Genomic DNA, 12,350 nt, shown 5'->3' with positions numbered 1-12,350 from the left:
ATGAAAAAATCAAATCCTGTCCTCTCATTTCTCAAAGAATGGGGCCTCTTTCTCTTCTTCATCTCTATCATCATCCTATCACGGCTCTTTCTCTGGTCCCCTGTAAAGGTAGATGGCCACTCTATGGACCCTACGCTGGCTAATGGGGAATACCTGCTTGTCCTCAAACATCAGTCTATTGACCGATTTGATATCGTCGTCGCCACTGAGACAGATGATAACGGAACGACCAAGGAGATTGTCAAGCGGGTCATCGGTATGCCGGGTGATACTATTCAGTATGAAAATGATACTCTTTACATCAACGGCAAAAAAACAGACGAGCCTTACCTGACGGACTACATCAAAAAATTCAAAGAAGACAAGCTCCAATCCACTTATACTGGGGATGATTATGATGACAATGGTGTGTTTTTCAGAAAACTCGCTGCTCAGGCTCAAGCTTTCACTGTTGATAGTGAAGGCAGCCCTGTCTTCACTATCAAGCTTCTGGATGATGAATACCTGCTTCTGGGTGACGACCGGATTGTTTCCAAGGATAGCCGCCAAGTCGGTACCTTCCAAAAAGAACAAATCCAGGGCGAAGCCAAGTTCCGCTTCTGGCCACTGCTGCCTTTTAAGACCTATTAAGCCTACCGAACTCAGCTGAACGTCAGCTGGGTTCGTTTTAAAAGAAGAACCTATAAACTATGGAATTTTACTTTTCAGGAACCATTGAACGGATTATTTTTGAAAATCCCAGCAACTTTTTCCGTATCCTGCTCTTAGATATTGAGGATACGGATGCCGAGGATTTTGAAGATTTTGAAATCATTGTCACCGGCTCTATGGCAGATGTCATGGAAGGCGAAGATTACACTTTCTGGGGCAGTCTTGTTCAGCACACCAAATATGGCCAGCAGCTGAAAATTTCCCGCTATGAGCGAGCCAAACCCAGCAGCAAAGGCCTAGTAAAATACTTCTCCAGCGATCATTTCAAGGGAATCGGAGTCAAGACTGCTCAAAAAATCGTCCAACTCTACGGAGAAGATACCGAAGACACCATTGACAAGATTTTAGCAGAGCCGGAAAAGCTAGCCCAGATAAACGGCTTAGCAGCTAAGAACCGCGAGGCCTTTGTCGCCAAGCTAAGACTCAACTACGGAACTGAGATGGTACTAGCCAAGCTGGCAGCCTACGGCATTCCCAATAAGCTAGCTTTTCAAATCCAGGATACCTACAAGGAAGAAACGCTGGATATTGTCGAAAAATATCCCTATCAGCTGGTAGAGGATATTCAGGGGATCGGCTTTAAAATCGCTGACCATCTGGCAGAAGAACTGGGTATCCAAAGTGATGCCCCTGAGCGTTTTCGGGCTGGCCTTGTCCACACCCTGCTGACCCAGTCCATGGAGCGGGGAGATACCTATGTCGAAGCTCGTGATTTACTAGAGCATACCATCGAGCTCTTAGAAAGCTCACGCCAAGTGGAGCTGGACCCTAGTCTAGTCGCTGATGAGCTGGCCCATCTGATTGAGGAAGATAAGGTCCAAAATGTAGAGACCAAGATTTTTGAAAACAGCCTATTTTTTGCTGAAGAAGGAATAAAAAGCAATCTAGTACGTCTGCTGGAAAAAGGAGAACAAGACTGCTTTGACGCAGATGAAATTACTGCCGCTATCCAGCAAGTGGAGGAGAACTCCGGCATCACCTATGACAGTATCCAAAAAGAAGCCATCCGTCAGGCTATCAATCAGAAGGTCTTTATCCTAACCGGCGGACCGGGTACTGGAAAAACTACGGTTATCAACTGTATCATTGCAGTCTACGCCCAGCTTCGCGGTTTGGATCTGCGAAAGGTCAATGATCTGCCGATTCTGCTAGCAGCTCCCACTGGACGTGCTGCTCGGCGCATGAACGAATTGACCGGTCTTCCTAGCGCTACTATTCACCGCCACTTGGGGATGACCGGAGATGATGATACCAGTCATTTGGATGATTATCTGGATGCTGATTTTATCATTGTGGATGAATTTTCCATGGTGGATACTTGGTTAGCTAATCAACTCCTCAGCAATATCTCCTCTCAGACCAAACTCTTGATTGTCGGAGATGCCGACCAGCTGCCCTCTGTCAGTCCTGGTCAGGTGCTGGCGGACTTGCTGCAGATACCAACTATTCCACAGACCAAGTTGGAAACCATCTATCGGCAGAGCGAGGAGTCTACAATTGTCACACTGGCCAGCCAGATTCAGAAGGGCATTTTACCAGCAGACTTTACAGAGAAAAAAGCGGACCGATCTTATTTTGAAGCTAGAAATGAGCATATCCCGCCTATGATTGAGAAAATCGCTAGCGCAGCCATTCGCAGCGGTATCCCAGCTCAAGATGTTCAGGTATTGGCACCTATGTATCGGGGGCCAGCCGGCATTGACCAGATTAACAATCTTATGCAAAATCTCATCAATCCTGTAGAGAAAGATGAATTGACCTTTGAAGCTCCCGACTGTCAGTATCGCCAAGGAGATAGGGTTATCCACTTGGTCAATGATGCCGAAAGCAATGTCTTTAACGGTGACTTAGGCTACATCAGCGACCTGCTGCCTGCTAAGTACACCGACTCCAAGCAAGACGAGCTGACCATTGACTTTGATGGCAATGAACTTGTTTATCAGCGCAGCGAGTGGTACAAGATTCGCCTAGCCTACGCCATGAGTATCCACAAGTCTCAGGGCAGTGAATTTCCCGTGGTCATCCTGCCTATCACCCGCAGCAGCCACCGCATGCTCCAGCGCAATCTGGTCTACACAGCCATTACCCGGGCCAAGAGCAAGCTGATCCTGCTTGGGGAAAAAGCTGCCTTTAACTATGCCGTCAAAAACACCGGCACCGCCCGCAAAACCTATCTGGTCGAGCGTTTTGCTGACCTAGAAGCCCCACAGGAACTTATCCACACTCCTGTGGATAGGTTGGAAAAAGCTGTGGAAAAATATGTCTTGACAGAAGAAAACTTCCTGAAAATCGACCCCCTAATCGGCCTGACCGAGGAAGATATCCACAGTATATTCAGCACATAAATAAAAAGGCCTAGACAGAACCAATTTTTTAGTTCTGTCCTATCGCCTTTTTTTATGCCTTATTTTTCCGGCTAAAGAGCTGCATGAGCTCATCATTAAAGATATCCATGCCGACCGAGGTCATCATAAACTGCAGAAAATGGAAGCGTTCTGGCATTTTTTCAGGATCGCTTTCCAAAACGGTCTCATTCATCCAGAAGTTCACCAACAGCAGAAAGACTTCCGCAGCCTGGTCCGGATACTGAGTCTGGATAGACCCATCTGCCATGCCTTTTTTGATAATATCGCTGACCAGAGGGGCGCCTATCCGCAGATTGTCCCGCATCATGGTCAAAATAAAACCTGCATCCTGCTCGTACTCATCCACAATGCCGTCTATGGCCCGGGCTGTCTGACTTTCCAGATTGGACTTGAGGATGGTTTGCAGCTGCTCCCTGCCGGTCAGATTTTCCGTAGCCTTGAGCCACTGCTTCATCTCTTCTTCCATCAGCTCCTGCCGGCTCCTCATCACCGCCAGGACAATCTCATCTTTTGACTTGAAATGATGATAGATAGCCCCCTTGGAGATGCCCGCCGTCTGAGCAATATCCTGCATACTGGTCTTTTCGGACCCCTTTTGGATAAAGAGCTGGGTTGCTGTATTTAAAATTTTTTCTCTCATGGCCTGGGATTTGTCTTTTCGCTGCGCCATTCTGTTCCCCTTTGTTTCTAATATAGCTTTATTCTACCAAAAAAGCCGGGGAAATACAAAATCATAAAAATATCTTTAAGCCTTGTCTTGCTGATCCCTTTGATACCAAAGATAGATACTGTAAGCCGCCATCAAGATATAGCCTAGGAAAAAGAGGGGATTTTCCGTTCCCTTGCCTACAAAGATGCCTTCGCCAATAGTATTAATGAGCCCATGAAAGAGGACACAATAGAGGACAGACTGACTGGTCTTGTAAAGGGCTGCCAGCCAGAAACGGCCGAGCAGGCAAAATGCTGTAAAGACCAGAAGAGAGGTCCCCGCCTGACTGCTGCTGGGGGTAAAGAAGAGGGGCAGATGCCAGACAGCCCAGATTAACCCAGTTGCTACAGTTGCCAAAGGGAAGGGCAGGATCTTCTCCAGACTTGGCTGCAGGAAGCCCTGCCAGCCAATTTCTTCATTACCACCTGTCAAGAGAGTGGTTACCAGAGCCAGAACCAAGACATTCAAAAGATTCAAATTTGGCAGCGGCTTGGTCACAAAGACAATGGAAATCGTGAAGAGACCCACAAAAATCAACAGATAAGGCCAGCTTCCTTTCCTGGCAAACTTGATAAAAGTCAGCATTTCTTTCAAAGACTTACCTAAGACAAGCTTGGCACTTATAGCAGGACCAAATGTTCCCACTATCGTGAGCAGCGGAGGAAGCAACGGCACTCGCCCTTTCAGCACAGCCGAGAGAATCCACGCAGACCAAGTGATACCAAAAGTCCAAAGCAGAAAAATTAGAATTTGCTTGACAGATGAGGAATCTTTATAGTTTCTAGCTTGCATCTTTCTCAGCTCCTTTCCGATTGCCCTTCCAGTACCACCAGCCCAGCAGCAAAATTGTCATCACGGCATTCGCAGCATGAAAACTAAGAGACGTTCCGCCCTTGGTAGCTGCTCCTACGATAACTGTCTGGGCAAAGTTAATGCAGCCATGAAAGACCATGCAGGCAAAAACAGACGCTGTCTGCTTATATAGAACAGCCAGACAAAAGCTAGCCATGACACAAAATAGAATATAAAAAGGCAGGGAAAGCTGGCTTTGACCTGTTCCCGGAATCAGCCAGAGTGGCAGATGCCAGGCAACCCAGATGAGACCTGTGATGACCGTAGCAATCGGAAAAGAAAACTTCTTCTCCAAAGCTGGCTGCAGCACTCCCCGCCAGCCCAGCTCTTCATTCCCGCCACCAGCAAAGGTGATAAAGGTCCAGCCCAAAGGAAACATGAGTATGGCATTGAGCGGCGGTAATACAGGATTGGCAATAAAGAGAGTCAAAATCCGAATCAGGCAGAAGACTAGCATATACAGCCACCAGCCCTTAGCATGAGAAAAGATAAAGGACAGCATCTGCTTCGGTTTAGAAATGTTAAGGCTGATAAAGCTCCCTAGAGCTGGGCCAAAAGCCCCTATCAAGATAAAGACAGTTCCCAGAGTTTCTGCGCCATTGGTGATCTGCAGCGCAGATAAAATATAGAGAATCAGCCAGGATCCCCAGCTGATACCAAAGGTCCAAGCTAAGAAAGGCCAAATATGCTTGGGTTCTGGCCCTACATGTGTTTGTGTGTTCATATGATTACTCCTTTTTCTTTGACAGAAGAGCGATTGCCAAGATTTTTAGCCTGCATCTTTCTCAGCTCCTTTCCGATTGCCCTTCCAATACCACCAGCCGACCAGCAGAGCGGTCATGACCAGATTAGCAGCCTGGAAGCTGAGATACCTTCCGCCATTTGTAGCACTGCCGACAATCGTCGCCTGAGCAAAGTTAATGCAGCCGTGAAAGACCATGCAGGCAAAGACAGAGGCCGTCTGCTTGTAGAGAACCGCCTGACAGAAACAGAGCAAGATACCAAAGGAGAGATAGAAGGGCAAAGAAATCTGACTTTGACTCGTTCCCGGAATCAGCCAGAGGGGCAGATGCCAGGCCACCCAGACCAGAGCCGTGATGACAGTTGCCAGAGGGAAGGAGAATTTTTTCTCCAGAGCCGGCTGCAGGAGGCCCCGCCAGCCCAGCTCTTCATTCCCGCCCCCAGCAAAGGTGACAAAGGTCCAGCCCAGAGGAAACATCAGAATGGCATTGAGCGGCGGTAATACAGGATTGGCGATAAAAAGGGTCAAAACCCGAACCAGACAGAAGACCAGCATGTAAATCCACCAGCCCTTAGCATGAGAAAAGATAAAGTCCAGCATCTTCTTGGGATGAGAAATTTTGAGGCTGATAAAAGTTCCCAAGGTCGGTCCGAAGCCCCCGATGAAATTGAGAGCAAAGCCCAAAGGATCAGCCCCGCTGGTCAGCTTCAGGGCGGTTAAAATATACTGAAGCAGCCAGGATCCCCAGGTAATGCCAAAAGTCCAGGCCAGAAAGGGCAGGATATGCCTTGTCTCTGGCTCTACATGTGTTTGTGTGTTCATACGATAACTCCTTATCAAATGTAGAATAGTGAAAAGTCATCCGAAAACTGGACAAAGGCATCCTTTACTCTCAGTCTTTCAGATGATTGCCTGTTTTGAAACGCAGATTTTTAAAATCCGACCATTCGGTTTGTTTTATTATAAAAAATAAAGACCTGCGCCAAATAGAAAACGCAGTCTTTTAGTCCTTGCCTAAACTAAAAAGCAAAGATGGACTAAATAATGCTAAAAGCTATGTCAGCACCGTTTAGCTACTGCCTGCTGCTTTTAGTTTCTAAGTTGTGCTGACTCTGATGCTTAAGACAGGCCATTTCTCTGCTACTTGCTCCTTTCTTTATTTTGCAATCGCCGAATATGCCAGAGATTGGAGGCAAGGCTCAGCCCCCCTACTGCCATAATACTCAGTCCTCGCCAAGGGCTAAAGACAGAAGTCAGCAAGCCACCAGCAAGGACAGCATATCCAGCTTTGACTCCCCACTTAGAATAGCGTATGCCATTCTCACCCTGTGTCATCTTTTCCAGCTGCACCTTACGTTTTTCTGCCTGCTGCTGCAAAAACTCTTTCTGACCTTCCCGCTGCCGATCCAGCTCCTGATTCAACTTGAGGATGTGCTCGCTTGTTTTTTCTACTACAGATTTCTTCATTTCTGCTCCTTTTTTAAAAACCGACCAGGCGGTTTTTTATTTTATAGACTCAGTATAACAGACACAGAAAACTTTGTCCAGTATTTTTTAAAAAAAGATTATTTTTAGTTAATGAAAATTATCAGCCAACTTAGAAACTCGTCACAAGCAACTCTCTCATACTAAAAACTATATCTAAAAAAGCTCGGTAATGAACCAAGCCTTTATCTTTATTCAAACCCCGTCACTGTCAACCCTAGCAGACGAATACCTCGTGGTTGTTCTTCCAAGCTATCGTAAATCTCATGAGCCGTTCGCTCGATTTGCTCCTTGTCTTGAGTGGCTAGATTCAAACTTTTCCTTTTAGTCAAGGTGGAGAAATCGGCATAACGAATTTTCAGAACGATGGTTCGTCCTTTCTTATCATGCTTAGTCAGGCTATTTTCTACCTTCTGTGCCAGCAGGGTCAGCTCTTTCTTGATGTCCTCCTCACTATAGAGCAGTTTGGCATAGGTCCGCTCCTTCCCGATCGACTTACGAATACGATTGGATTTGACTGGACTATTGCTGATGCCACGCGCTTTACGATAGAGATCAAAACCAAAGCGACCAAACTTATCAATCAGGGTCATTTCTGGTATCTTGAGCAGATCTCCACCAGTATAAACTCCCATTTCATGCAGTTTTTCAACGCTCTTCTTACCAACCCCATGAAATTTGGCAATATCCATAGGCGCCAGAAAGGCCTCAGCCTCTTCGGGTAGAATAACAGTCAGACCATGAGGCTTCTCATAGTCACTGGCAATCTTGGCCAGAAACTTATTATAAGAAACGCCTGCCGAAGCCGTCAGTTGCAGCTCATTCCAGATATCGTGCTGAATCAGCTTGGCTATTTTGACTGCAGATTTAATCCCAAGCTTGTTTTCCGTTACATCCAGATAAGCCTCGTCAATGCTCATTGGCTCAATCAAATCCGTATATCGTTTGAAAATCTCTCGGATCTGCAAGCCAACTGCTTGATATTTTTCGTAATTCCCCGAGATAAAAATCCCCTGAGGACAACGCTCATAGGCTTCCTTGGAGCTCATAGCCGAATGAACTCCGAACTTTCTGGCCTCATAATTGCAGGTGGAGACGACACCACGACCGCCAGTCAAGCGTGGGTCGCTGCCGATGATGACTGGATGCCCCTTTAGCTTAGGATTATCCCGCTCTTCCACCGAAGCGAAAAAAGCATCCATATCAATGTGGATAATCTTCCGAGATGTATCGTTAATCAGTGGAAAAATCAGCATATCCTCCTCCTTTCTCCTGCCATCAATCTCAGCTGACAAGCTTTCACAAAGTCAGCCCTTTTACTCAAATAAATCTGAAACAGTTTTTCGTTCTTGTAAAAAGTATTTTAAACGTAAGATTCTTCGTCAGCAATTTTTGTATGACATTTTAATTACTTTTATTATAACTTTTTTACCCATTTTTCCAAAATATTTGAAAAGAGTTATGTTTTTCAAATCTATAGTACACATCCGCGACTTTTTACTTTCTGTATTATAAAAGAAAGTCTTTCTTTCTGCCAAAAATGGTTTGTGAAACCGATTACCGTATGATATACTTTACTTATAAATGTAACAGTTTATGTTGCTAGAATAAAGAGGAAAATCAAATGGTTGTAAAAACAGTTGTTGAAGCTCAAGATATTTTTGACAAAGCTTGGGAAGGCTTCAAAGGTGAAGACTGGAAAGAGAAAGCAAGTGTTTCTCGCTTCGTTCAAGCTAACTACACACCTTATGATGGAGATGAAAGCTTCTTGGCAGGTCCTACTGAGCGCTCACTCCACATCAAGAAAATCGTAGAAGAAACAAAAGCTCACTACGAAGAAACTCGTTTCCCAATGGACACTCGTCCAGCATCTATCGCTGATATTGACGCTGGTTACATTGACAAGGACAACGAACTGATTTACGGTATCCAAAACGACGAACTCTTCAAATTGAACTTCATGCCAAAAGGCGGTATCCGCATGGCTGAAACTACTTTGAAAGAAAATGGATACGAACCAGATCCTGCTGTTCATGAAATCTTTACTAAATATGTTACTACAGTAAATGACGGTATCTTCCGTGCTTACACTTCTAACATCCGCCGTGCTCGTCACGCCCACACTGTAACTGGTCTTCCAGATGCTTACTCACGCGGACGTATCATCGGGGTTTACGCACGTCTTGCTCTTTATGGAGCTGACTACCTCATGGCTGAAAAAGTTCGCGACTGGAATGGTTTGACTGATATTGACGAAGAAACAATCCGTCTGCGCGAAGAAATCAACCTGCAATACCAAGCACTTGGTGAAGTTGTAAAACTTGGTGACCTTTACGGAGTAGATGTTCGCCGTCCTGCCTTTGACGTTAAAGAAGCTATCCAATGGACTAACATCGCCTTCATGGCTGTCTGCCGTGTCATCAACGGTGCTGCTACTTCTCTCGGACGTGTGCCTATCGTTCTTGACATCTACGCAGAACGTGACTTGGCTCGCGGTACTTACACTGAATCAGAAATCCAAGAATTTGTTGATGATTTCGTTATGAAACTTCGTACAGTGAAGTTTGCTCGTACGAAAGCTTACGACCAACTTTACTCTGGTGACCCAACCTTCATCACTACTTCTATGGCAGGTATGGGTAACGATGGCCGTCACCGTGTTACAAAGATGGACTACCGTTTCCTTAACACACTTGACAATATTGGTAACTCTCCAGAGCCAAACTTGACCGTTCTCTGGACTGATAAACTTCCATACTCATTCCGTCGCTACTGTATGCACATGAGCCACAAGCACTCTTCTATCCAATACGAAGGTGTAACAACAATGGCTAAAGACGGCTACGGTGAAATGAGCTGTATCTCTTGCTGTGTGTCTCCGCTTGACCCTGAAAATGAAGAACAACGCCACAATATCCAATACTTTGGTGCTCGTGTAAACGTACTGAAAGCCCTTCTGACAGGTCTCAACGGTGGTTACGACGATGTTCATAAAGACTACAAGGTATTTGACATCGAGCCTATCCGTGACGAAGTTCTTGAATTCGAATCAGTTAAAGCGAACTTTGAAAAATCACTTGACTGGTTGACTGACACTTACGTAGATGCCTTGAACATCATCCACTACATGACTGACAAGTACAACTACGAAGCTGTTCAAATGGCCTTCTTGCCAACTTACCAACGCGCTAACATGGGATTCGGTATCTGTGGATTTGCCAACACTGTTGATACCTTGTCTGCTATCAAGTATGCAACTGTTAAGCCAATCCGCGACGAAAACGGCTATATCTACGACTATGAAACAATCGGAGAATACCCACGTTGGGGTGAAGATGACCCTCGCTCAAATGAACTGGCTGAATGGTTGGTTGAAGCTTACACAACTCGTCTGCGCAGCCACAAACTTTACAAGAACGCTGAAGCAACAGTATCACTCTTGACTATCACATCTAACGTTGCTTACTCTAAACAAACTGGTAACTCACCAGTCCACAAAGGAGTTTACCTCAACGAAGATGGTAGCGTAAACTTGTCTAAATTGGAATTCTTCTCACCAGGTGCTAACCCATCAAACAAGGCAAAAGGTGGCTGGTTGCAAAACTTGAACTCTCTTGCTAGCTTGGACTTCAGTTACGCAGCTGACGGTATCTCATTGACAACTCAAGTATCACCTCGTGCGCTTGGTAAGACTCACGACGAACAAGTAGACAACTTGGTTACTATCCTGGATGGCTACTTTGAAAACGGTGGTCAGCACGTTAACTTGAACGTTATGGACTTGAAGGACGTTTACGACAAGATTATGTCTGGTGAAGACGTTATCGTTCGTATCTCAGGTTACTGTGTAAACACTAAGTACTTGACTCCAGAGCAAAAAACTGAATTGACTCAACGTGTCTTCCACGAAGTACTCTCTATGGACGATGCTTTGAGCTAATAACGACTAAGGACTTACAAACCATTTGAAAGAAGATTGGAGATTTCCAATCTTCTTTTTTGTATTTCAGACTTCGTGTGACTGCCAACTTGATGATATTTTTCAGAGGCTTTATGGTATAATGGTTCTATTGCTATACTAGGAAAAGGACTGGGGAAATGACAGAGAAAGGTATCAGGGAAGAAGCCAAAGATTTCAATCTGGCGGTAGATGTCATCATGCTGGCTGGGACACTGCTGCTACAGAGCGGCTCCGAGACCTATCGGGTGGAAGACACCATGATTCGTATCGCTCATTCGCAAGGGATTATCGACTGCAATGCCTTAGCAATGCCAGTGGCTATTTTCTTTTCGATTGAAAATACAAATGTCTCACGCATGAAGCGCAATCTCAAGACTAACTACAATATCGAAAAGGTCTGCGACGTCAATCAGGTCTCCCGTCAGTTGGTAACAGGAGAAATCAGCCTTCAGGAGGCTTTTGATGAGCTGAACCGCCTCAAAGTCAAGGAGCTGCCCTATAACAACAAGCAACTGATTGCTGCGGCAACGCTCAGTGCTCCCTTCTTCTCCATCATGTTTGGCGGAAACTTCTACGATGCTTTGGGGGCTGCTATTGCCACCTTCTTTGGCTTTGCTTTCTCTTTGTATGTTGACAAATATATCCGCATTCCTTTTGTGACAGCTTTTGCTGGAGCCTTCGTCTTCGGACTGCTGGCTCATATCTGGACGCGCTATTCCGGTTTTAACTCCACAGATGATTTGATTATTGCGGGTTCTGTCATGCCTTTTGTCCCTGGCATTGCTCTGACCAACTCTGTGCGTGACATCATGACCAACCATATCAACTCTGGGATGAGCAAGCTCTTTGAATCGCTCCTCATCACTCTTGCTCTCGGTGCAGGCACTTCTGTTGCCCTCCTTATTATGAAATAAGCCTATGACAATCTTGACATTCTTACTGCAAGCAGTTGCCAGCCTGCTGGCCATTATTACTTTTTTAATCGTTCTAAATGTCCAGCGCAGTATGCTGATTCCCGGTGGAGTACTGGGTATGGCTATTTGGCTGCTCTATCTCCTGCTCAAAGGACCGACCAATGTCATTATAGCAACCTTTGTGGCTGCTATCATTGGTTCCTGCGTCAGCCAAATTCTCAGCATCATCTACAAAACGCCTGCTGTTGTTTTTATTTTGGCTATTCTAGCCCCCTTGGTCCCAGGCTATATTTCCTATCGGACGACTGCTTTCTTTGTCACTGGTGACTATAGCCAGGCCATGATTCACGCCACTCTGGTAGTCATTCTAGCCTTGGTCATCTCGATCGGTATGGCCAGCGGCACTGTCGTACTCAAGCTCTATCACTACTTGAAAAAGCGCCAAACCAAACTCACAGCAAACAAACAGTAGAGCCATCTGCTGTTTTTATTTTGGAAAATACATCTTAAGCCTGATTTAGCTGAGATTAGATGTTTTTTGTAAGAGTTTTATTCCTAAGTATGGTAAAATAGTTTTCGGAATATACTAGAATAAAAGGATTTAAAGAGG

The 12,350-nt window shown here is 45.4% G+C and carries 11 protein-coding genes; 5 read left to right on the top strand and 6 right to left on the bottom strand.

Annotation, left to right across the window (positions count from 1 at the left end):
- Both lepB and recD2 read left to right on the top strand, forming a co-directional pair.
- Nucleotides 1-630, top strand: coding sequence for a signal peptidase I (gene lepB, locus K1I94_RS06630; RefSeq protein WP_223314822.1), 630 nt, complete (start codon nt 1-3; stop codon nt 628-630).
- Between the two features lie 59 nt (nt 631-689).
- Nucleotides 690-3,056 (top strand): SF1B family DNA helicase RecD2, encoded by a 2,367-nt coding sequence (gene recD2, locus K1I94_RS06625; RefSeq protein ID WP_223314821.1) that lies wholly within the window; start codon nt 690-692, stop codon nt 3,054-3,056.
- Nucleotides 3,057-3,108: 52 nt separating this feature from the next.
- On the opposite strand, the gene K1I94_RS06620 is transcribed toward recD2, so the two are convergent.
- The 6 genes from K1I94_RS06620 to dinB form a co-directional block, all read right to left on the bottom strand.
- The gene (locus K1I94_RS06620; RefSeq protein ID WP_128834650.1) at nt 3,109-3,747 is read right to left on the bottom strand and encodes a TetR/AcrR family transcriptional regulator; all 639 of its coding nucleotides are present in this window, start codon (nt 3,745-3,747) and stop codon (nt 3,109-3,111) included.
- Nucleotides 3,748-3,822: 75 nt separating this feature from the next.
- The gene (locus K1I94_RS06615) at nt 3,823-4,578 is read right to left on the bottom strand and encodes a CPBP family intramembrane glutamic endopeptidase (RefSeq protein WP_223314820.1); all 756 of its coding nucleotides are present in this window, start codon (nt 4,576-4,578) and stop codon (nt 3,823-3,825) included.
- On the bottom strand, nt 4,568-5,362 hold the full coding sequence (locus K1I94_RS06610) for a CPBP family intramembrane glutamic endopeptidase (RefSeq protein WP_061592257.1): 795 nt from the start codon (nt 5,360-5,362) through the stop codon (nt 4,568-4,570). Before K1I94_RS06610 ends, K1I94_RS06615 begins: the two co-directional genes overlap by 11 nt.
- A gap of 45 nt (nt 5,363-5,407) precedes the next feature.
- On the bottom strand, nt 5,408-6,202 hold the full coding sequence (locus K1I94_RS06605; RefSeq protein WP_061592258.1) for a CPBP family intramembrane glutamic endopeptidase: 795 nt from the start codon (nt 6,200-6,202) through the stop codon (nt 5,408-5,410).
- Nucleotides 6,203-6,520: 318 nt separating this feature from the next.
- Nucleotides 6,521-6,847, bottom strand: coding sequence for a hypothetical protein (locus K1I94_RS06600; protein WP_223314819.1), 327 nt, complete (start codon nt 6,845-6,847; stop codon nt 6,521-6,523).
- Between the two features lie 209 nt (nt 6,848-7,056).
- Nucleotides 7,057-8,121 (bottom strand): DNA polymerase IV, encoded by a 1,065-nt coding sequence (dinB, locus tag K1I94_RS06595; RefSeq protein WP_008808266.1) that lies wholly within the window; start codon nt 8,119-8,121, stop codon nt 7,057-7,059.
- Nucleotides 8,122-8,489: 368 nt separating this feature from the next.
- On the opposite strand from dinB, the gene pflB reads away from it, so the two are divergent.
- The 3 genes from pflB (at nt 8,490) to K1I94_RS06580 (ending at nt 12,212) form a co-directional block, all read left to right on the top strand.
- A complete protein-coding gene (gene pflB, locus K1I94_RS06590; RefSeq protein ID WP_002896602.1) occupies nt 8,490-10,805 on the top strand; it encodes a formate C-acetyltransferase in 2,316 nt (771 codons plus the stop codon).
- A gap of 158 nt (nt 10,806-10,963) precedes the next feature.
- Nucleotides 10,964-11,740 (top strand): threonine/serine exporter family protein, encoded by a 777-nt coding sequence (locus K1I94_RS06585; protein WP_002901514.1) that lies wholly within the window; start codon nt 10,964-10,966, stop codon nt 11,738-11,740.
- A 4-nt stretch (nt 11,741-11,744) separates the two neighbouring features.
- Entirely contained in the window at nt 11,745-12,212 is a 468-nt protein-coding gene (locus tag K1I94_RS06580; protein WP_002903393.1) for a threonine/serine exporter family protein, read from the top strand.
- The last annotated feature ends 138 nt before the right edge of the window (nt 12,213-12,350 follow it).

The organism is Streptococcus sanguinis (genome assembly GCF_019929145.1).
Lineage (GTDB): Bacteria > Bacillota > Bacilli > Lactobacillales > Streptococcaceae > Streptococcus > Streptococcus sanguinis_U.
The sequence above is the reverse complement of the archived record's forward strand: the minus strand, read 5'-3'. Positions and strand labels throughout refer to the sequence as shown.

What these genes read in the sequence shown, in the direction of transcription:
- lepB (WP_223314822.1), top strand. Translation starts at nt 1, where the DNA reads ATGAAAAAATCAAATCCTGTCCTCTCATTTCTCAAAGAATGGGGCCTC.
- recD2 (WP_223314821.1), top strand. Translation starts at nt 690, where the DNA reads ATGGAATTTTACTTTTCAGGAACCATTGAACGGATTATTTTTGAAAAT.
- K1I94_RS06620 (WP_128834650.1), bottom strand. Translation starts at nt 3,747, where the DNA reads ATGGCGCAGCGAAAAGACAAATCCCAGGCCATGAGAGAAAAAATTTTA.
- K1I94_RS06615 (WP_223314820.1), bottom strand. Translation starts at nt 4,578, where the DNA reads ATGCAAGCTAGAAACTATAAAGATTCCTCATCTGTCAAGCAAATTCTA.
- K1I94_RS06610 (WP_061592257.1), bottom strand. Translation starts at nt 5,362, where the DNA reads ATGAACACACAAACACATGTAGGGCCAGAACCCAAGCATATTTGGCCT.
- K1I94_RS06605 (WP_061592258.1), bottom strand. Translation starts at nt 6,202, where the DNA reads ATGAACACACAAACACATGTAGAGCCAGAGACAAGGCATATCCTGCCC.
- K1I94_RS06600 (WP_223314819.1), bottom strand. Translation starts at nt 6,847, where the DNA reads ATGAAGAAATCTGTAGTAGAAAAAACAAGCGAGCACATCCTCAAGTTG.
- dinB (WP_008808266.1), bottom strand. Translation starts at nt 8,121, where the DNA reads ATGCTGATTTTTCCACTGATTAACGATACATCTCGGAAGATTATCCAC.
- pflB (WP_002896602.1), top strand. Translation starts at nt 8,490, where the DNA reads ATGGTTGTAAAAACAGTTGTTGAAGCTCAAGATATTTTTGACAAAGCT.
- K1I94_RS06585 (WP_002901514.1), top strand. Translation starts at nt 10,964, where the DNA reads ATGACAGAGAAAGGTATCAGGGAAGAAGCCAAAGATTTCAATCTGGCG.
- K1I94_RS06580 (WP_002903393.1), top strand. Translation starts at nt 11,745, where the DNA reads ATGACAATCTTGACATTCTTACTGCAAGCAGTTGCCAGCCTGCTGGCC.